The organism is Streptomyces filipinensis, assembly GCF_014649495.1.
Classification (GTDB): Bacteria; Actinomycetota; Actinomycetes; order Streptomycetales; family Streptomycetaceae; genus Streptomyces; species Streptomyces filipinensis.
In genome coordinates, this window is record NZ_BMTD01000002.1 from 646,300 (window position 1) to 665,169 (window position 18,870).

25 protein-coding genes are annotated in these 18,870 nt (G+C 68.0%); 3 read left to right on the forward strand and 22 right to left on the reverse strand.

Features of this window, described 5'->3' with window-relative positions; genetic code table 11:
* The first annotated feature begins 61 nt into the window (after positions 1 to 61).
* The gene (locus IE244_RS07920) at positions 62 to 841 is read left to right on the forward strand and encodes an SDR family NAD(P)-dependent oxidoreductase (RefSeq protein WP_191871926.1); all 780 of its coding nucleotides are present in this window, start codon (positions 62 to 64) and stop codon (positions 839 to 841) included.
* 58 nt (positions 842 to 899) lie between these two features.
* Here the strand turns inward: IE244_RS07920 and glmS are convergent, their stop codons facing one another.
* Entirely contained in the window at positions 900 to 2,747 is a 1,848-nt protein-coding gene (gene glmS / locus IE244_RS07925; RefSeq protein ID WP_191871928.1) for a glutamine--fructose-6-phosphate transaminase (isomerizing), read from the reverse strand.
* 163 nt (positions 2,748 to 2,910) lie between these two features.
* Between glmS and coaA the strand changes: the two genes are divergently transcribed.
* Entirely contained in the window at positions 2,911 to 3,879 is a 969-nt protein-coding gene (coaA, locus tag IE244_RS07930; RefSeq protein ID WP_191872165.1) for a type I pantothenate kinase, read from the forward strand.
* 90 nt (positions 3,880 to 3,969) lie between these two features.
* Here coaA and IE244_RS07935 read toward each other — a convergent pair whose 3' ends face one another.
* The 4 genes from IE244_RS07935 to rplM all read right to left on the reverse strand — a co-directional run bounded on the left by IE244_RS07935 (position 3,970) and on the right by rplM (position 7,147).
* A complete protein-coding gene (locus tag IE244_RS07935; RefSeq protein WP_191871930.1) occupies positions 3,970 to 4,500 on the reverse strand; it encodes a hypothetical protein in 531 nt (176 codons plus the stop codon).
* A gap of 110 nt (positions 4,501 to 4,610) precedes the next feature.
* Entirely contained in the window at positions 4,611 to 5,969 is a 1,359-nt protein-coding gene (glmM, locus tag IE244_RS07940) for a phosphoglucosamine mutase (protein WP_191871931.1), read from the reverse strand.
* Positions 5,970 to 6,148: 179 nt separating this feature from the next.
* Positions 6,149 to 6,661, reverse strand: a complete 513-nt coding sequence (rpsI, locus tag IE244_RS07945) for a 30S ribosomal protein S9 (RefSeq protein ID WP_004927169.1) — start codon at positions 6,659 to 6,661, stop codon at positions 6,149 to 6,151.
* Between the two features lie 42 nt (positions 6,662 to 6,703).
* Positions 6,704 to 7,147 carry a 50S ribosomal protein L13 gene (gene rplM, locus IE244_RS07950; protein ID WP_030345455.1) on the reverse strand — a complete coding sequence of 148 codons (444 nt, stop codon included), beginning with the start codon at positions 7,145 to 7,147 and terminating at the stop codon, positions 6,704 to 6,706.
* Positions 7,148 to 7,445: 298 nt separating this feature from the next.
* Here rplM and IE244_RS07955 point away from each other — a divergent pair, with 298 nt between their 5' ends.
* Complete coding sequence (locus tag IE244_RS07955) at positions 7,446 to 8,321, forward strand: hypothetical protein (protein WP_191871933.1); 876 nt, start codon at positions 7,446 to 7,448, stop codon at positions 8,319 to 8,321.
* A gap of 1 nt (position 8,322) precedes the next feature.
* Here IE244_RS07955 and truA read toward each other — a convergent pair whose 3' ends face one another.
* The 17 genes from truA to IE244_RS08040 form a co-directional block, all read right to left on the reverse strand.
* Positions 8,323 to 9,177 carry a tRNA pseudouridine(38-40) synthase TruA gene (gene truA / locus IE244_RS07960; protein WP_191871935.1) on the reverse strand — a complete coding sequence of 285 codons (855 nt, stop codon included), beginning with the start codon at positions 9,175 to 9,177 and terminating at the stop codon, positions 8,323 to 8,325.
* A 74-nt stretch (positions 9,178 to 9,251) separates the two neighbouring features.
* Entirely contained in the window at positions 9,252 to 9,746 is a 495-nt protein-coding gene (gene rplQ / locus IE244_RS07965) for a 50S ribosomal protein L17 (RefSeq protein ID WP_031171613.1), read from the reverse strand.
* Positions 9,747 to 9,878: 132 nt separating this feature from the next.
* Positions 9,879 to 10,901 (reverse strand): DNA-directed RNA polymerase subunit alpha, encoded by a 1,023-nt coding sequence (locus IE244_RS07970; RefSeq protein ID WP_003966937.1) that lies wholly within the window; start codon positions 10,899 to 10,901, stop codon positions 9,879 to 9,881.
* A gap of 150 nt (positions 10,902 to 11,051) precedes the next feature.
* Positions 11,052 to 11,456, reverse strand: coding sequence for a 30S ribosomal protein S11 (gene rpsK, locus IE244_RS07975; protein WP_003956432.1), 405 nt, complete (start codon positions 11,454 to 11,456; stop codon positions 11,052 to 11,054).
* A 66-nt stretch (positions 11,457 to 11,522) separates the two neighbouring features.
* Positions 11,523 to 11,903, reverse strand: coding sequence for a 30S ribosomal protein S13 (gene rpsM, locus IE244_RS07980; RefSeq protein ID WP_031167100.1), 381 nt, complete (start codon positions 11,901 to 11,903; stop codon positions 11,523 to 11,525).
* A gap of 196 nt (positions 11,904 to 12,099) precedes the next feature.
* Positions 12,100 to 12,213 carry a 50S ribosomal protein L36 gene (gene rpmJ / locus IE244_RS07985; protein ID WP_003998809.1) on the reverse strand — a complete coding sequence of 38 codons (114 nt, stop codon included), beginning with the start codon at positions 12,211 to 12,213 and terminating at the stop codon, positions 12,100 to 12,102.
* A 60-nt stretch (positions 12,214 to 12,273) separates the two neighbouring features.
* Positions 12,274 to 12,495 carry a translation initiation factor IF-1 gene (gene infA / locus IE244_RS07990; protein ID WP_003948620.1) on the reverse strand — a complete coding sequence of 74 codons (222 nt, stop codon included), beginning with the start codon at positions 12,493 to 12,495 and terminating at the stop codon, positions 12,274 to 12,276.
* Between the two features lie 153 nt (positions 12,496 to 12,648).
* On the reverse strand, positions 12,649 to 13,485 hold the full coding sequence (gene map, locus IE244_RS07995; RefSeq protein WP_031167099.1) for a type I methionyl aminopeptidase: 837 nt from the start codon (positions 13,483 to 13,485) through the stop codon (positions 12,649 to 12,651).
* A 124-nt stretch (positions 13,486 to 13,609) separates the two neighbouring features.
* Positions 13,610 to 14,275 (reverse strand): adenylate kinase, encoded by a 666-nt coding sequence (locus tag IE244_RS08000; RefSeq protein ID WP_191871937.1) that lies wholly within the window; start codon positions 14,273 to 14,275, stop codon positions 13,610 to 13,612.
* Entirely contained in the window at positions 14,275 to 15,588 is a 1,314-nt protein-coding gene (gene secY, locus IE244_RS08005; protein WP_191871940.1) for a preprotein translocase subunit SecY, read from the reverse strand. Before secY ends, IE244_RS08000 begins: the two co-directional genes overlap by 1 nt.
* A 244-nt stretch (positions 15,589 to 15,832) precedes the next feature.
* Positions 15,833 to 16,288 (reverse strand): 50S ribosomal protein L15, encoded by a 456-nt coding sequence (gene rplO / locus IE244_RS08010; RefSeq protein ID WP_023547373.1) that lies wholly within the window; start codon positions 16,286 to 16,288, stop codon positions 15,833 to 15,835.
* A 2-nt stretch (positions 16,289 to 16,290) separates the two neighbouring features.
* A complete protein-coding gene (gene rpmD, locus IE244_RS08015; RefSeq protein ID WP_003974250.1) occupies positions 16,291 to 16,473 on the reverse strand; it encodes a 50S ribosomal protein L30 in 183 nt (60 codons plus the stop codon).
* 2 nt (positions 16,474 to 16,475) lie between these two features.
* Positions 16,476 to 17,081 carry a 30S ribosomal protein S5 gene (gene rpsE / locus IE244_RS08020; RefSeq protein WP_009190144.1) on the reverse strand — a complete coding sequence of 202 codons (606 nt, stop codon included), beginning with the start codon at positions 17,079 to 17,081 and terminating at the stop codon, positions 16,476 to 16,478.
* A 37-nt stretch (positions 17,082 to 17,118) separates the two neighbouring features.
* The gene (gene rplR, locus IE244_RS08025; protein ID WP_191871942.1) at positions 17,119 to 17,502 is read right to left on the reverse strand and encodes a 50S ribosomal protein L18; all 384 of its coding nucleotides are present in this window, start codon (positions 17,500 to 17,502) and stop codon (positions 17,119 to 17,121) included.
* A 3-nt stretch (positions 17,503 to 17,505) separates the two neighbouring features.
* On the reverse strand, positions 17,506 to 18,045 hold the full coding sequence (rplF, locus tag IE244_RS08030) for a 50S ribosomal protein L6 (RefSeq protein ID WP_191871944.1): 540 nt from the start codon (positions 18,043 to 18,045) through the stop codon (positions 17,506 to 17,508).
* A gap of 24 nt (positions 18,046 to 18,069) precedes the next feature.
* Positions 18,070 to 18,468 (reverse strand): 30S ribosomal protein S8, encoded by a 399-nt coding sequence (gene rpsH, locus IE244_RS08035; RefSeq protein ID WP_030046382.1) that lies wholly within the window; start codon positions 18,466 to 18,468, stop codon positions 18,070 to 18,072.
* Positions 18,469 to 18,683: 215 nt separating this feature from the next.
* Positions 18,684 to 18,869 carry a type Z 30S ribosomal protein S14 gene (locus IE244_RS08040; RefSeq protein WP_003948630.1) on the reverse strand — a complete coding sequence of 62 codons (186 nt, stop codon included), beginning with the start codon at positions 18,867 to 18,869 and terminating at the stop codon, positions 18,684 to 18,686.
* Position 18,870: the final 1 nt, after the last annotated feature.

Consider the following 18,870-nt stretch of genomic DNA (forward strand, 5'->3'; position numbering starts at 1 on the left):
ACACCCGCCCACCTGCCGAAATCCCCCCGCGTGCCGCGCACGCGCCGTCTACGCTGCGCCCATGACGTCCCAGTCCTATCTCTCCGACCTGTTCTCCCTGGACGGCCGTGTCGCCGTGGTGACCGGAGGCAGTTCCGGCATCGGCCGGGCCGTCGCCCGGGCGCTGGCGCGGGCCGGGGCGAGCGTGGTGGTCGTGGCGCGCGGCAAGGAACAGCTGGCCGACACGGTCGGCGAGTTGACCGCCGCGGGTGGCCGGGCCGGCTGGGTCGCGGCCGATCTGAGCACCCGTCACGGTGTGCGTGCGGCGGCCGAGGAGGCGGCCGGTGTCTTCGGCGAGCCCGACATCCTCGTCAACTCCGCCGGGATCAATCTGCGGCCGCCGATGGGCGAGCTGGGCGAGGACGTGTGGGACGCCACCATGGCCGTCAACCTGGAGGCGCCGTTCCTGCTGGGGCAGCGGTTCGGTCCGGGCATGGCGGAGCGGGGCTTCGGCAGGATCATCCACATCACCTCCCAGCAGGCCCATCGCGCCTTCGTGCAGAGCGGGGCGTACGGCGTCTCGAAGGGCGCGCTGGAGTCGCTGGCCCGCTCACAGGCGGAGGCCTGGTCGCGGTACGGCGTCACCGCCAACACCCTGGTGCCGGGCTTCGTGATGACACAGCTGAACCAGCGGCTGTCGTCCGACCCCGAGAAGGTGGCGGCGCTGGCCGAGCGCACCCTGACCGGCCGCAACGGCCTCGCCGAGGACTTCGAAGGCGCGGCCGTCTTCCTCGCGAGCCGCGCCTCCGCCTATGTCACCGGCCAGTCGTTCTTCGTGGACGGCGGCTTCTCGGTCCACTGACCCGCGCCCGCAAGGGGCGCGGGACCGTGTCGACGTGCGGCTTCGCCGCGTGGGCGGCCTACTCCACCGTCACCGACTTCGCCAGGTTCCGCGGCTGGTCCACCTCGTTGCCCCGGGCGGTGGCCAGCTCACAGGCGAAGACCTGCAGCGGCACGGTCGCCACCAGCGGCTGCAGCAGGGTCGGGGTGGCCGGGACGCGGATCAGGTGGTCGGCGTAGGGGACCACCGCCTCGTCGCCCTCCTCCGCGATCACGATCGTGCGCGCCCCGCGGGCCCGGATCTCCTGGATGTTGGAGACGATCTTGTCGTGCAGGACCGAGCGGGCACGCGGGGACGGCACCACGACCACCACCGGCACGTCCTCCTCGATCAGCGCGATCGGGCCGTGCTTCAGCTCGCCCGCCGCGAAGCCCTCGGCGTGCATGTAGGCGAGTTCCTTGAGCTTCAGGGCGCCTTCCAGGGCGACCGGGTAGCCCACGTGCCGGCCCAGGAAAAGGACCGTGTTCTTGGACGCCAGCGTCCGCGCGAGCGCCCGTACCGGCTCCATGGTCTCCAGGACCCGCTCGACGTCCTCCGAGATCCGGGACAGGTCCTTGATCACCGCCTGGATCTCGTCGCCCCACTTGGTGCCGCGCACCTGGCCCAGGTACAGGGCGACCAGGTAGCAGGCCACCAGCTGGGTCAGGAACGCCTTCGTGGAGGCGACGGCGACCTCCGGACCGGCGTGCGTGTACAGCACCGCGTCCGACTCACGCGGGATCGTCGAGCCGTTGGTGTTGCAGATCGCCAGCACCTTGGAGCCCTGCTCGCGGGCGTGGCGCAGCGCCATCAGGGTGTCCATGGTCTCGCCGGACTGGGAGATGGCGATGACCAGGGAACGGCCGTCCAGGATCGGGTCCCGGTAGCGGAACTCGCTGGCCAGCTCCACCTCACAGGGGATCCGCGTCCAGTGCTCGATGGCGTACTTGGCGATCAGGCCGGCGTGGAAGGCCGTACCGCAGGCGACGATGACGACCTTGTCGACCTCGCGCAGCTCGGAGGGGGCGATCCGGACCTCGTCCAGCGTCAGCGAACCGGACGGGTCGATCCGGCCGAGCAGCGTGTCGGCGACCGCCTTGGGCTGCTCGGCGATCTCCTTGAGCATGAAGTAGTCGTAGCCGCCCTTCTCGGCGGCGGAGGCGTCCCAGTCCACGTGGTACGACCGGACCTCGGCCGGGCGGCCGTCGAAGCCCGTCACCGTGACACCGTCGCGGCGCAGCTCCACGACCTGGTCCTGGCCGAGTTCGACCGCGGAGCGCGTGTGGGCGATGAACGCGGCGACGTCGGAGGCCAGGAACGCCTCGCCCTCGCCGACGCCCACCACCAGCGGGGAGTTGCGCCGCGCGCCCACGACCACGTCCGGCTCGTCGGCGTGCACCGCGACCAGCGTGAACGCGCCCTCCAGACGCCGGCACACCAACCGCATGGCCTCCGCGAGGTCGGCGGTCACCGAGAACTCCTCGGCGATGAGGTGCGCGACGACCTCGGTGTCCGTCTCGGAGGCCAGTTCATGGCCCCGCTCGGCGAGTTCGGCCCGCAGCACCGCGAAGTTCTCGATGATCCCGTTGTGGACGACGGCGACCCGGCCCGCGTTGTCGAGGTGCGGGTGGGCGTTGGCGTCCGTGGGCCCGCCGTGTGTGGCCCAGCGGGTGTGGCCGATGCCCGTCGGGCCCGTCGGCAGCGGCCGTTCGACCAGCTCCTTCTCCAGGTTGACCAGCTTCCCGGCCTTCTTCGCGGCGGCCAGCCCGCCGTCCGCCAGCACGGCGACGCCCGCCGAGTCGTACCCCCGGTACTCCAGCCGCTTCAGTCCGGCCATCACGACATCGAGCGCCGACTGCGCCCCTACGTATCCCACGATTCCGCACATGAGCCGCAGCCTACGACCCGCGGCGCGGCCAAAAGTGCCTCCGCCTGCCCGAAATCGGAAATTCCCACCGTCGTACGAAGGCCTCAGCGGGGCGTGACGGACCCCACCCGCCGTGCTGTTCAAACTCCGTTAACAATGGACTGTGATCTCACCGGTCTCCCCGATGCCCCGGAGCGCCCACCGGCACAGGCCGGAGGCGACTCCCTACGTCGACCTCACCCGTGCCGAGTGGAGCGCCCTGCGCGACAAGACGCCGCTGCCGCTGACCGCCGAGGAGGTGGAGAAGCTGCGCGGCCTGGGCGATGTGATCGACCTGGACGAGGTGCGGGACATCTACCTCCCGCTCTCCCGGCTCCTCAATCTGTACGTGGGTGCCACCGACGGGCTCAGAGGCGCGCTGAACACCTTCCTCGGCGAGCAGGGCTCCCAGGCCGGCACCCCGTTCGTCATAGGCGTCGCCGGCTCGGTCGCCGTCGGGAAGTCGACCGTCGCCCGCCTCCTGCAGGCCCTGCTCTCCCGCTGGCCCGAACACCCGCGCGTCGAGCTGGTCACCACCGACGGCTTCCTGCTGCCCACCAAGGAGCTGGAGGCCCGCGGCATGATGTCGCGGAAGGGCTTCCCCGAGTCCTACGACCGGCGGGCCCTCACCCGGTTCGTCGCCGACATCAAGGCCGGCAAGGCCGAGGTCACCGCCCCCGTCTACTCGCACCTCATCTACGACATCGTCCCGGACCAGCGGCTCACGGTCCGCCGGCCCGACATCCTGATCGTCGAGGGCCTGAACGTCCTGCAGCCCGCCCTGCCCGGCAAGGACGGCCGCACGCGGGTCGGTCTCGCCGACTACTTCGACTTCAGCGTGTACGTCGACGCGAGCGGCGAGGACATCGAGCGCTGGTACCTCAACCGTTTCAAGAAGCTGCGCCAGACCGCCTTCCAGAACCCGAACTCGTACTTCCGCAAGTACACCCAGGTCTCCGAGGAGGAGGCCCTCGACTACGCCCGCACCCTGTGGCGCACGATCAACAAGCCCAACCTGGTGGAGAACATCGCTCCCACCCGCGGCCGGGCCGCCCTCATCCTGCGCAAGGGTCCCGACCACAAGGTGCAGCGCCTGAGGCTGCGCAAGCTGTAGGCCCGCCTCGTCGGGCCGGGACGTGACGCTGCTGGCCCGGAAGCGGCTGCGGGCCAGTCAGCGCGAGCGTACGGCGAAGGCCGGCGGCTTCTAGAAGCGTCTCTCGCAGTTGGTGATGATGTCGCCGGGGTCGGCGAACACCGTGTCGGCGCCGCCGGGCGGCTGCGCACCGCAGTTCACCTTGTCCCCACCGGCGTTGTCCGAGACGCTGACCAGGTCGTTGCCGCCGTTGGTGGTCACGGCGTCGGTGCCCGTACCGGCGTCGACGGTGGTGTTGACCGGGACCGTCGAACCGTCGAACGTGTCGTCCTCGTCACCCAGCGCGATGGCGAGCCGGGTACCGGAGGTGACGGGCCCGCAGTCGGCACTGGTGAGGGACACCCGGGTGCAGCCCGGGCCGATCGCCACGCCTGTGCTGTCGGTGAGGATCAGATGGGTGCCGGAGAGGGTGGCCGTGACGTGGTTCGCCACGCCGGCGCGTGCCTGGAGCCCGACGAGACCGCCGAAGATGCGGAACACCGTGGAGCCCGGTGTCTGGGCGGCGGCCGGGGTGGCGGCCGCGGTGACGAGAAGACCTGCCACCACGGCCGGGCCGACCGCTCGCTTGAGGGTACTGCTCACGATCTTCATGATGTGTTTCTCTTTCGTCGCGGGGGACGCCGCTCTCGGCGGCCTCGACGTCAGAGAAACAGTCGGTGACAGATCGTGCACTTTTTGCTAGGCCTTGGGGATCAACCCAGGGCGGACTTCACCGCGTCGGCGAGCCGCCCGGCCACCGACCGCGCCTGCTCGATGTCCGCCGCCTCGACCATCACCCGCACCAACGGCTCGGTGCCCGAGGGGCGCAGCAACACCCGCCCGGTCTCGCCGAGTTCACGCTCGGCCTCGGCCACGGCGGCGGCGAGGTCCGCGGACGTCCGCACCCGCGACTTGTCCACGTCCGGCACATTGATCAGCACCTGCGGCAGCCGCTCCATCACGGCGGCCAGCTGCCGCAGGCTCCGCCCGGTCTCGGCGACCCGCGCCGCCAGCAGCAGGCCCGTCAGCGTGCCGTCCCCGGTCGTCGCGTGATCGAGGATGATCACGTGCCCGGACTGCTCGCCCCCGAGGGCGTACCCGTGCTGCTTCATCTCCTCCAGCACGTACCGGTCCCCGACGCCGGTCTGCACGAGCCGGATCCCGGCCTTCTCCATCGCGAGCTTGAAGCCCAGGTTGGACATGACCGTGGCGACCACCGTGTCGGCCCGCAGCGCGGAGTGCTCCCGCATCGCCAGCGCCAGCACGGAGAGGATCTGGTCGCCGTCGACCTCCTCGCCGGTGTGGTCCACGGCCAGGCACCGGTCGGCGTCACCGTCGTGCGCGATGCCGAAGTCCGCGCGGTGCTCGATGACCGCGGCCTTCAGCTGGTCCAGATGGGTCGAGCCGCAGCCGTCGTTGATGTTGAGCCCGTCCGGCTCGGCGCCGATCGTGACGATCTCGGCGCCCGCCCGGGAGAACGCCTCCGGCGAGACCCCCGAGGCCGCGCCGTGCGCTTCGTCCAGGACGATCTTCAGACCGTCGAGCCGGTTGGGCAGCACCGACAGCAGATGGCCGACGTACTGCTCGAAACCCTCGCCGTACGAACGCACGCGGCCCACGCCCGCGCCGGTCGGCCGCTCCCACGGCTCGCCGTGCCGGTGGGACTCGTACACCGCCTCGATCCGGTCCTCCAGCTCGTCGGCGAGTTTGTGGCCGCCGCGGGCGAAGAACTTGATGCCGTTGTCCGGCATGGCGTTGTGGCTGGCGGAGAGCATCACACCGAGGTCGGCGCCGAGCGCGCCGGTCAGATGCGCCACCGCGGGCGTCGGCAGGACACCGACGCGCAGGACGTCCACGCCGGCGCTGGCCAGGCCCGCGACCACGGCCGCCTCCAGGAACTCCCCGGACGCCCGCGGGTCCCGGCCGACCACCGCCGTCGGGCGGTGGCCCGCGAAGGTGCCCGCCTCGGCCAGCACGTGCGCCGCCGCTACGGACAGGCCGAGCGCCATCTCGGCGGTCAGGTCCGCGTTGGCGACACCGCGCACGCCGTCCGTGCCGAAGAGTCGTCCCACTTGTCCTCCTGAGGAAGCGTCCTTGCTGCCACGAATGGTGGCAGACGCCGGGTCATCCGATCACACCAGCCTTAGAACGTCTTGTGTCGTTATACGCCCTTGGCCGGGATAAACGAACGCCCCGACGGCACATGTGGCGTGCCGCCGGGGCGTTCGGAGTACGAGCAGGCAGCTGCTGTTTAGCGCTTGCTGTACTGCGGAGCCTTGCGGGCCTTCTTGAGACCGGCCTTCTTGCGCTCGACCGCACGGTCGTCGCGCTTGAGGAAGCCGGCCTTCTTCAGCGGGCCGCGGTTGTTGTCGACGTCGGCCTCGTTCAGCGCACGGGCGACACCGAGACGGAGCGCACCGGCCTGACCGGAGACACCGCCACCCGCGATGCGGGCGATGACGTCGTAACGGCCTTCGAGCTCGAGCACCTTGAAGGGCTCGTTGACTTCCTGCTGGTGCACCTTGTTCGGGAAGTAGTCCTCAAGGGTGCGACCGTTGATCTTCCACTTGCCGGTGCCCGGGACGATCCGGACGCGGGCGATGGCGTTCTTGCGACGGCCCAGGCCGGCGGCCGGCTGCGGCTCGCCGAAGCGGGAGGCCATGGACTCCGAGGTGTACTCACCCTCGACGGGGACCTCGGACTCGGTGGTGTAGCTGTCGATGTCAAGCTCTTCGAGCGGCTGCTCGGCAGTGGTCTCGGCCACGATTCTCCTCAGATTCTCTTCAGTCTTAGGGGGTGGCCGGACTTACTGCGCGACCTGGGTGATCTCGAACGGCACCGGCTGCTGAGCAGCGTGCGGGTGCTGGTCACCCTTGTAGACCTTCAGCTTCGAGAGCATCTGACGGCCCAGCGTGTTCTTGGGGAGCATGCCCTTGACGGCCTTCTCGATGGCCTTCTCGGGGTTCTTGTCGAGCAGCTCGTCGTAGCGGACGGAGCGCAGACCACCCGGGTAGCCGGAGTGGCGGTACGCCATCTTCTGGGTCCGCTTGTTGCCCGACAGGTGCACCTTGTCGGCGTTGATGATGATGACGAAGTCACCAGCGTCGACGTGCGGCGCGTAGATCGGCTTGTGCTTGCCCCGGAGAAGGGTCGCTGCGGTGGTGGCGAGACGGCCCAGGACAACGTCCTGAGCGTCGATGACGTGCCACTGGCGCGTCACATCGCCGGGCTTGGGGCTGTACGTACGCACGGTTCGTAGCCTTCGCTTCGAGTGAATGGTCCTGAACAGGTCACCGAAACGATCACGACAGCCTCGACCGCACCACGGTGACGCAAACCGCGTGCTGGTCGCTGGTCATCGGCCCGGTGGACCGGTGTAAGGGCCCGTCCCGTGAGAATGAGCAAGCCAATACACAACGAAGAAGCAGGTTACCTGCAGGGCCCCGGACGGGTCAAAACGAGGCCCTTCCCCCTCATGTCGGCGGACAAACGAGGCATGCCGCCGCACCCGCCCCGGCACCTTGCGCACCCCGTCTAAGATGCGCCCCATGAGTTACGGGCAGGGGGGACCCCAGTCTCAGTGGGATCCCTGGAAACCTAATTCCCAGCAGCCTTGGAGCAGCGGGGGTGACGACGGGACCCCGGACTGGGCGGCACTCGCCCAGGCCTCGGAGACCCGCAACAAGCGCCGCAAGCTGCTGTTCATAGGCGGCGGGGCGCTCGCCACGGTCGCGATAGGCACCGCGGTCGCCATGGCCGTCGTCTCCGCGAACAGCGACAACGACGCCCACGGCACCCCCACCAATCTGCCCGCCAGCGCCTCCGTGCCGAGCGGCTCGGCCACGCCGTCCTTCGCACCCACCAGCGCACCGCCGCCGCTGGACCCGAAGGACTTCATCGCCAGCGCCAAGAAGGACACCGCCCCGCTCAGCGCCGACACCCTCTTCCCCGGCACCCAGCTGACCATGGGCGACACGGTGTACAAGAAGGGCGCCACGGCGGACACCACCAAGTGCGCCTCCGGCGCCGGCGGCAACCTGCCGAAGATCCTCACCGCCAACGGCTGCACCCGCCTGATCCGCGTGACCTACAGCAAGGGCGGCGTCGCGGGCACCGTCGGTGTCGCCGTCTTCGACGACCAGGCACAGGCCGCGAAGGTCAAGGCCCAGGCCGCCAAGAAGGCCATGGTGCGCTCGCTGCCCGGCAAGGGCGTGAAGAACTTCTGCGACGCGGCGGTCTGCCTCACGACGACGAACGCCGTCGGCCGCTACGCCTACTTCACGACCGTCGGCTTCCTCGACGGCAAGAACGTCACCAACAAGGACACGAAGGTCTTCTCGGCGGGCAACGACCTGCAGCAGTTCATCTTCAACCAGATCTACCGCCGCGGGCAGGCGCAGGCCTCCGCGGCGGCGAACCGGTAGGTCAGCAGCACCCCGCCGACGGCAGCGAGCGCTTGTTCCGCGCCTCCTTGCTGCGCGCGGCCAGCAGCTCGTCGGCGGGGTAGCCGACCTCCTCCAGGGTCAGCCCGTGCGGTCGTACGACATGCACGGCGGAGTCCCGCACCCCGGCGGCCAGCACCTTCCCGGGCCACTCCGGCCCGCGGTGCCCGTCCCCGACGAACAGCAGCGCGCCGATCAGCGAGCGCACCATGTTGTGGCAGAACGCGTCCGCACGGACGGTGGCCGTGATGATCCCGTCCGACCCGCGCACCAGGCTCAGCTCCTGGAGGGTGCGGATCGTGGTCGCCCCCTCCCTCTTCTTGCAGTACGCGGCGAAGTCGTGCTCGCCGAGCAGGGCCCGCGCGGCCTCGTTCATGGCGTCCACGTCCAGGGGCCAGTCGTGCCACAGGACGTGGTTGCGCAGGAGGGGGTCCACACCGCCGGGGTTGTCGGTGACCCGGTAGGCGTACCGACGCCAGACGGCGGAGAAACGGGCGTTGAAGCCGCTCGGCGCCGGCCTCAGCGCCCACACCCGCACGTCCTTCGGCAACCGCCCGGCGAGGCGCTTGAGCAGCTTCTGGTTGTGCTCCCGCCAGACCCCTTCGGGCAGGTCCACGTGCGCGACCTGGCCACGCGCGTGCACTCCGGCGTCGGTCCGCCCGGCGACGGTCAGCTCGTACGTCTCCCGGGACCGCGTCACCGTGCGCAGGGCGTCCTCGATCTCGCCCTGCACGGTCCGCCGGCCGCCCGCCTGCTTGGCCCAGCCGTGGAATTCGGTGCCGTCGTAGGAGACGTCGAGGCGGACACGGACGTACCCGGGCTGTACTTCATCGCTCACACGGAGATCCTCTCAGGTACGGAAAAGCGGGCCCGCCCCGAAGGGCGGACCCGCTTCCAGCGTCAGGCAGAGCCTCAGGCGTCCTTCGACTCCTCGGCAGCGGCCTCCTCGGCCGGAGCCTCGGTGGTCTCGGCAGCCTTGGCCTCGTCGGCTTCCTTGACCGCACGCTTGGTGGCGGCCTCGGCCTCACCGGTGGCCTGCTGCGCGACCGTCAGCGCCTCGACCAGCTCGATGACAGCCATGGGCGCGTTGTCGCCACGGCGGTTACCGATCTTGGTGATGCGGGTGTAGCCACCCGGACGGTTCTCGTACCGCGGGCCGATCTCGGTGAAGAGCGTGTGGACGACGCCCTTGTCCGTGATGACCTGGAGCACCTGGCGGCGGTTGTGAAGGTCACCCTTCTTCGCCTTGGTGATCAGACGCTCGGCGTACGGGCGCAGGCGACGGGCCTTCGCCTCGGTGGTGGTGATACGGCCGTGCTCGAAGAGGCTCTTCGCGAGGTTCGCGAGGAGCAGCTTCTCGTGCGCGGCGCTGCCGCCCAGACGGGCACCCTTGGTGGGCTTCGGCATGGTTCTTCTCCTGTGTGTCTGCCCTGGCCGTGTCAGGTACCAGGGTCAGTATCCGAGCAGACGGTTGTCTGTCGGAGATCCGGGCGCCTTTTCAGACGCCCGGAAGGTCCGTGCCCCGAAGGGGCGCGGCGCTCAGTACTGCTCGGTCTCCACGAAACCGGCGTCCGCGTCGTCGTCGGCACCAAACGCGTCGGCGGCGGCCGTGGGGTCGAATCCGGGCGGGCTGTCCTTCAGGGCCAGGCCCATGCCGGCCAGCTTCGCCTTGACCTCGTCGATGGACTTCGCACCGAAGTTGCGGATGTCCAGGAGGTCGGCCTCGGAGCGGGCGACGAGCTCACCCACGGAGTGGATGCCCTCACGCTTGAGGCAGTTGTACGACCGAACGGTGAGCTCCAGCTCCTCGATCGGCAGCGCCAGGTCGGCGGCCAGGGCGGCGTCCGTGGGGGACGGGCCCATGTCGATGCCCTCGGCGTCGATGTTCAGCTCGCGCGCGAGACCGAACAGCTCGACCAGGGTCTTACCGGCGGAGGCCATGGCGTCACGCGGACGCATCGCCTGCTTGGTCTCGACGTCGACGATCAGCTTGTCGAAGTCGGTGCGCTGCTCGACACGGGTCGCCTCGACCTTGTAGGTGACCTTGAGAACCGGCGAGTAGATGGAGTCGACCGGGATACGGCCGATCTCCTGGCCCACCTGCTTGTTCTGCACGGCGGAGACGTAACCGCGGCCGCGCTCGACCGTCAGCTCCATCTCCAGCTTGCCCTTGCCGTTGAGCGTGGCGAGGACGAGGTCGGGGTTGTGCACCTCGACACCGGCCGGGGGCGCGATGTCGGCGGCGGTGACCAGACCCGGGCCCTGCTTGCGCAGGTACATCACGACCGGCTCGTCGTGCTCCGAGGAGACGACCAGCTGCTTGATGTTGAGGATCAGGTCGGTGACGTCCTCCTTGACGCCCGGCACGGTGGTGAACTCGTGCAGGACACCGTCGATCCGGATGCTGGTGACAGCAGCGCCGGGGATCGAGGAGAGGAGGGTACGGCGGAGGGAGTTGCCGAGGGTGTAGCCGAAGCCCGGCTCCAGCGGCTCGATCACGAACCGGGAGCGGAACTCGTCGACGACCTCTTCGGTCAACGAGGGACGCTGAGCGATCAGCATGTGTGGATCAGATCCTTCATTCGTGGACGCCCGCTATTTGACGCCCGACGGAATCCGCACCCGTGAAAAGTGCGGGTACTGCAAGGGTACGGGCGGTACGCCCTTACGGAGCCGTACCGCCCGAACCCTGAGCCAGACGAAGGCCGTGCGTCAGACGCGGCGGCGCTTCGGCGGACGGCAGCCGTTGTGCGGGGTCGGGGTGACGTCCTGGATGGAGCCGACCTCAAGACCCGTGGCCTGCAGGGAGCGGATCGCGGTCTCACGACCGGAGCCCGGGCCCTTGACGAACACGTCGACCTTGCGCATGCCGTGCTCCTGAGCGCGGCGGGCAGCCGACTCGGCGGCCATCTGCGCGGCGAACGGCGTGGACTTCCGGGAGCCCTTGAAGCCGACGTGGCCGGCGGAGGCCCAGGAGATCACGTTGCCCGACGGGTCCGTGATGGAGACGATCGTGTTGTTGAACGTGCTCTTGATGTGCGCGTGGCCGTGAGCGACGTTCTTCTTTTCCTTGCGGCGCACCTTCTTGGCAGCGCCCTGACGACCCTTGGGGGGCATCTATAACTCCTACGGGAGGTGGTCGGTCCTACAGCGAAGACCGCTGGACGGCGAGTCCGCTGCGGACTACTTCTTGCCCGGCTTCTTCTTACCGGCGATGGCGCGACGCGGGCCCTTGCGGGTGCGGGCGTTGGTGCTGGTGCGCTGACCGCGGACGGGCAGACCGCGACGGTGACGGAGACCCTGGTAGCAACCGATCTCGACCTTGCGGCGGATGTCGGCCTGGATCTCGCGACGGAGGTCACCCTCGGTCTTGATGTTGTTGTCGACGTACTCGCGGATCGCGACCAGCTGCTCTTCGGTCAGGTCACGAACACGGGTGTTCGGGTCGATGCCGGTCTCAGCCAGCGTCTGCTGCGAGAGCGTCCGGCCGATGCCGAACACGTAGGTGAGGGCGACCTCCACGCGCTTTTCGCGCGGGATGTCAACACCGGAAACGCGTGCCATTCAATGGCTCCTGGTGATCTTCGGAGGTCTTCCGCAGAACCGGCTCCCGGCCGCCGTACCAGGTACGAACCGGGTCCCCGGCCTCCGAACCGGGGGTGTCGAGCCGTTCACGACGGCTCGGGTTCTGCGTATGAACAAATTCAGCTCGCGTCGCGCGAATCTCTGCGATGGAGGTGCAGAGGGTGATGGTCGTGCGTCAGCCCTGGCGCTGCTTGTGGCGCGGGTTCTCGCAAATGACCATGACCCGACCGTGACGGCGGATCACCCTGCACTTGTCGCAGATCTTCTTGACGCTCGGCTTGACCTTCATGGGATTGAGGTTCTCCGGGTCAGTGCCACCACCCCGCCAAGGACGGGATGCGGGCAAGATCTACTTGTAGCGGTAGACGATCCGGCCACGCGTCAGGTCGTACGGAGACAGCTCCACCACGACCCGGTCGTCAGGGAGGATGCGGATGTAGTGCATACGCATCTTGCCGCTGATGTGTGCCAGGACCTGGTGGCCGTTCTGGAGCTCGACCTTGAACATGGCGTTCGGCAGAGACTCGACGACAGTGCCCTCGATCTCGATGGCACCTTGCTTCTTGGCCACGCTTCGCCCTTCGAATCGACTACCTTGATCGACTCCCCCGCTTTTCCCTTACGGGTGCATGCGGACATGCGGGTGCACGAGAGCCGACGAGTCAGTCTACGTCGGCGCACCCCGAAACGCGAATCGAGAAAGTCTGCCCCACGGGGGTGATCCCTATGCCAGGGGGTCGGGGGCGGCGGTGATGCCGTACTCGGCGAGCTTCGCCTTGCCCCCGTCGGGAGCGGTGAGGACCAGGGGTCCCTCGGTCGTCAGGGCCACCGAGTGTTCCCAGTGGGAGGACCAGGTGCCGTCGGTCGTGATGACCGTCCAGTCGTCGGACAGGACCTCGGTGCGCGGGGTGCCCAGGGAGACCATCGGCTCGATGGCGAGGCAGAAGCCGGGCACCAGCTTGGGGCCCTTGCCGCGGCGGCGGTCGACGTAGTTCAGCAGATGCGGGTCCATGTGCATCTCGGTGCCGATGCCGTGGCCGCCGTAGTCCTCGATGATCCCGTACTTGCCGCCGCCGGGCTTGGGCTGGCGGCGGATGTACGTCTCGACGGCCCGGGAGATGTCGACCAGGCGGTTGCCCTGCTTCATGGCCGCGATGCCGGCCCACATCGACTCCTCGGTCACCCGGGAGAGCTCGACCAGCTCCGGGGCGTGACCGGAGCCCACGAACGCCGTGTAGGCGGCGTCACCGTGCCAGCCGTCGATGATCGCGCCGCAGTCGATGGAGATGATGTCGCCGTCCTTGAGGACGACGTCGTCGGAGGGGATGCCGTGGACGACGACGTCGTTCACGGAGGTGCAGATGGTCGCGGGGAAGCCGCCGTAACCCAGGAAGTTCGACTTGGCGCCGTGCTCGGCGAGGACCTTGCGGGCGACCTCGTCCAGGTCCTTGGTGGAGGCACCGGGCACCGCGGCCTCACGGGTCGCCGCGTGGATGGCGGCTACGACCAGGCCCGCCGCACGCATCTTGGCGATCTGCTCGGGCGTCTTGATCTGCACCATGGGGGCCTGCGCTCTCCGTCACTCACGTCGACTGGGTTACCTGTACAACAGTACGGCCGCGGCGCCCCGGGAATACCCCGGACCAGGTCTGGGGGGAGGGCACCGCGGCCGGAAGGACCGCGATCTACTTGTTCTCGGCCTTCTCGCGCTTCAGGGCTTCCAGCGCCCGCTGCGTGATCTCGTCCACCGGGCCCAGGGCGGAGATCGTCACGACCAGGCCCTGCGCCTTGTAGTAGTCGATGATCGGCTCGGTCTGCGTGTGGTAGACCTCAAGCCGCTTGCGGACGGTGTCCTCGGAGTCGTCGTCGCGCTGGTACAGCTCACCGCCGCAGACGTCGCAGACGCCCTCCTTCTTCGGCGGGCTGTACGTCACGTGGAAGACGTGCGACGACTCGTTGCGGCAGACGCGCCGGCCGGCGATCCGCTTGACGACCTCGTCCTCGGGGACCTCCAGGTCCAGGACCGCGTCCAGCGCGATGCCCTCGCTGCGCAGCAGGTCGTCCAGCGCCTCGGCCTGGGAGACGTTCCGCGGAAAACCGTCCAGCAGGAAGCCGCCCTGGGCGTCCGGCTGCTCCATGCGGTCCTTGGCCATCGCGATGGTCACCTCGTCCGGGACGAGGTTTCCGGCGTCCATGTAGGACTTCGCGAGCTTGCCCAGCTCGGTCTGCCGGCTGATGTTGGCCCGGAACAGGTCACCCGTGGAGATGTGCGGAATCGCCAGCTTCTCTGCGAGGCGGACGGCTTGCGTTCCCTTACCGGCACCCGGCGGCCCGACGAGGACGATACGCATCAGCGGAGGAACCCTTCGTAATTGCGCTGCTGGAGCTGGCTCTCGATCTGCTTCACCGTCTCGAGACCGACACCCACGATGATCAGGATGCTGGTACCGCCGAACGGGAAGTTCTGGCTTGCCCCGAAGCCCACCAACGCCATTGTCGGTACGAGAGCGATCAGACCCAGATACAGCGAACCCGGCCAGGTGATCCGGTTGAGCACATAGCTGAGGTACTCAGCGGTCGGTCGGCCAGCCCGGATGCCCGGGATGAAGCCACCATACTTCTTCATGTTGTCGGCGACTTCCTCGGGGTTGAAGGAGATCGCCACGTAGAAGAACGCGAAGAAAACGATGAGCAAGAAGTACAGAGTGATGTAAATCGGGTGGTCGCCCTTGGTCAGGTTGTTCTGGATCCACTGCTTCCAGCTCGAATTACCCCCCGCGAACTGCGCCACGAGTGCCGGGATGTAGAGCAGCGAGGAGGCGAAGATGACGGGAATCACACCCGCCTGGTTCACCTTGAGCGGGATGTACGTGGACGTACCACCGTAGGAACGGCGACCGATCATGCGCTTGGCGTACTGCACCGGGATGCGGCGCTGGGCCTGCTCGACGAAGACGACCAGACCGACCATGACCAGGCCGACCAGGATCACGGTGCCGAACTCGATCCAGCCGCCGGCCAGGGTGCCCTGCTTCTTGATGGCCCACAGCGCGGACGGGAAGGTAGCGGCGATCGAGATGAACATCAGGATCGACATGCCGTTGCCGATGCCGCGGTCGGTGATCAGCTCACCGAGCCACATCACGACGCAGGTACCCGCGGTCATGCAGATGACCATCGTGATCGTCGCGAAGATCGCCTGGTCGGGGACGATGCTGGACGCGACCGAGCAGCCGTTGAAGAGCGCGCCGCTGCGGGCGGTGGCGACCAGGCCGGTGCCCTGCAGGATGGCGAGGGCCACGGTGAGGTAGCGCGTGTACTGCGTGATCTTCGCCGTACCGGCCTGGCCCTCCTTCTTCAGGGCCTCCAGGCGCGGGATGACCACGGTCAGCAGCTGAAGGATGATGCTGGCCGTGATGTAGGGCATGATGCCGAGCGCGAAGACCGTGATCTGCAGCAGCGCACCGCCGCTGAACATGTTCACGAGACCGAACAGGCCCTGGTTGCCCTGTGCCTCGGTCACACACTGCTGGACGGCCTTGTAGTTGACGCCGGGGATCGGAATGTGGGTACCGACCCGGTAGACCACGATGATGCCCAGCGTGAAGAGCAGCTTCTTGCGCAGGTCGGGCGTCCTGAACGCCCGGGCGAACGCGGTGAGCACGGTGCCTCCTGCGACCCCCGCGCAACTGCGTCAAGGGTGACGGTCTTGAGGTTCGACGGATACAGACAAATAGCTAACGGTCAACTGCCGCTCAGGGTGCCCCATGGGAAGCACCCGTTGAAAGTAGGCAGTGCTGGCCACCTTACCGGCGAGAGCACCCCCCTAGGAACGACCGACCGGGGATACCCCTTTTGTGGGGTATCCCCGGTCGGGATCGTTCACGTCATCGAGGGACCTGAGGAACTCAGACCAGCTCGGTGACCGTACCGCCGGCGGCGGTGATCTTCTCCTTGGCGGAGCCGGAGACGGCGTCGACCGTCACCTGCAGCGCCACGGAGATCTCGCCCTGGCCGAGGACCTTGACGAGGCTGTTCTTGCGAACGGCACCCTTGGCCACCAGACCCTCGACCGTGACCTCGCCACCCTCGGGGTAGAGCGCGGCCAGCTTGTCGAGGTTCACGACCTGGAACTCGGTCTTGAACGGGTTCTTGAAGCCCTTCAGCTTCGGGAGGCGCATGTGCAGCGGCATCTGGCCACCCTCGAAGCGCTCCGGAACCTGGTAGCGGGCCTTGGTGCCCTTGGTACCACGACCGGCCGTCTTACCCTTCGACGCCTCACCACGACCGACACGGGTCTTGGCGGTCTTGGCGCCCGGGGCGGGACGGAGGTTGTGGATCTTCAGCGGGTTCTGCTCCGCCATGATCAGTCGACCTCCTCGACCGTCACGAGGTGGCGGACGGTGTGCACCATGCCGCGGAACTCGGGGCGGTCCTCCTTGACGACCTGCGTGTTGATGCCCTTGAGACCAAGGGAACGCAGGGTGTCGCGGTGGTTCTGCTTGCTGCCGATGTAGGACTTGACCTGCGTGATCTTGAGCTGCGCCATGATTACGCACCCGCCCCGGCACGCGCACGCAGCAGAGCCGCGGGAGCGACGTCCTCGAGCGGCAGACCACGGCGGGCCGCGATCTCCTCGGGACGCTGCAGACCCTTCAGGGCCTCCACGGTCGCGTGCACGATGTTGATCGCGTTGTCGGAGCCGAGCGACTTCGACAGCACGTCGTGGATACCGGCGCACTCGAGCACGGCACGCACCGGACCACCGGCGATAACACCGGTACCCGGGGACGCGGGCTTGAGCAGCACGACGCCGGCAGCCTTCTCACCCTGAATGGGGTGCGGGATGGTGCCCTGGATACGGGGGACCTTGAAGAAGTGCTTCTTGGCCTCCTCAACGCCCTTGGCGATGGCGGCCGGCACCTCCTTGGCCTTGCCGTAACCGACACCCACGGTGCCGTCACCGTCGCCCACCACGACCAGCGCGGTGAAGCTGAAGCGACGACCACCCTTCACAACCTTGGCGACGCGGTTGATCGCGACGACGCGCTCAACGTACGCGGTCTTCTCGGCGGCAGCAGCGCCGCCGTCACGGCCCTTCCGGTCCCGCCGCTCGCCGCCACCGGCACCGCCACCGCGGCGCTGGGGTCCAGCCATTGGATTTACCTCTCTCTTTTCCGCTAGCTACGGCGGCTCAGAACCTGAGCCCGGCCTCGCGGGCGGCGTCCGCCAGGGCGGCGATGCGCCCGGCGTACTGGTTGCCACCACGGTCGAACACGACGGCCTCGACACCGGCGGCCTTGGCACGCTCGGCGACCAGGGCGCCGACCTGCTTGGCCTGCGCGGACTTGTCGGACTCGGCACCACGGATCGACGCGTCCAGAGTGGACGCCGACGCCAGGGTGTGGCCCTTCAGGTCGTCGATCACCTGCGCCACGATGTGGCGGTTGGAGCGGGTCACGACCAGACGGGGACGCTCCGCCGTACCGGCGATCCGCTTGCGGATCCGGATGTGACGGCGCTTGATCGCGGCGCGCTTGTAGGCGTCGCCCTTGAGGATCTTCTGCCCGTATGCCATGGCTTACTTACCCGCCTTTCCGACCTTGCGGCGGATGACTTCGCCCTCGTACTTGACGCCCTTGGCCTTGTACGGGTCGGGCTTGCGCAGCTTGCGGATGTTGGCCGCAACCTCGCCGACCTTCTGCTTGTCGATGCCCTCGACCGAGAAACGGGTCGGGGTCTCCACCTTGAAGGTGATGCCCTCGGGGGCCTCGACGAGGATCGGGTGGCTGTAACCGAGAGCGAACTCCAGGTTCGAACCCTTGGCGGTCACTCGGTAACCGACACCGCTGATCTCGAGCTTCTTCACGTAACCCTGGGTCACGCCGGTGATCATGTTCGCCACCAGCGTGCGGGAGAGGCCGTGCAGGGCCTTGCTCTGACGCTCGTCGTTCGGGCGGGTCACCTGCAGGGTGCCGTCGTCGCCCTTAGCGATGTCGATCGGAGCCGCGACGGTGTGGGTCAGCGAACCCTTGGGGCCCTTGACCGCGACCGTACGGCCGTCGATGGTGACGTCCACGCCGGCGGGAACCGCGATGGGGAGCTTGCCGATACGCGACATAGCTGTTTCCTCCGTTCCCTTCTGCTACCAGACGTAGGCGAGGACTTCCCCACCCACGCCCTTCTTGCCGGCCTGCTTGTCGGTGAGGAGCCCGTGCGACGTGGAGATGATCGCCACGCCCAGGCCGCCGAGCACCTTCGGCAGGTTGGTGGACTTCGCGTACACCCGGAGACCGGGCTTGGAGATCCGCTTGATGCCCGCGATGGAGCGCTCACGGTTCGGGCCGAACTTCAGCTCGAGGACGAGGTTCTTGCCAACCTCGGCGTCCTCGACACGCCAGCCCGTGATGAAGCCCTCCTGCTGGAGGATCTCCGCGATGTGAGACTTGATCTTGGACGCCGGCATCGTCACGGAGTCGTGGTACGCCGAGTTCGCGTTCCGCAGACGCGTCAGCATGTCTGCGATCGGATCAGTCATGGTCATGAATTGGCCTGTGGCCTTTCTCGCCGGGGTTTCCTATATGCGCCATCCCTCTCCCCGTACTTCATGAGACGGGACGGGTGCGGTGCGGGGACCTACGGCGTAGTAAGTCGTTCAGGGCGGCAGAGGCCCAACCCTCCTAGCCTAAGCCATGAGGGGTGGCGCCCCTGCCGTCCCGGTTGCTTACCGAGAGGTCCAGGAATCCCTGAAAGTGGGGATTACCAGGAGCTCTTGGTCACGCCCGGCAGCTCGCCACGGTGAGCCATCTCACGAAGGCACACGCGGCAGAGGCCGAACTTGCGGTACACGGAGTGCGGACGGCCGCAGCGCTGGCAGCGGGTGTAGCCACGCACACCGAACTTGGGCTTGCGAGCAGCCTTGGCAATCAGAGCCTTCTTCGCCATC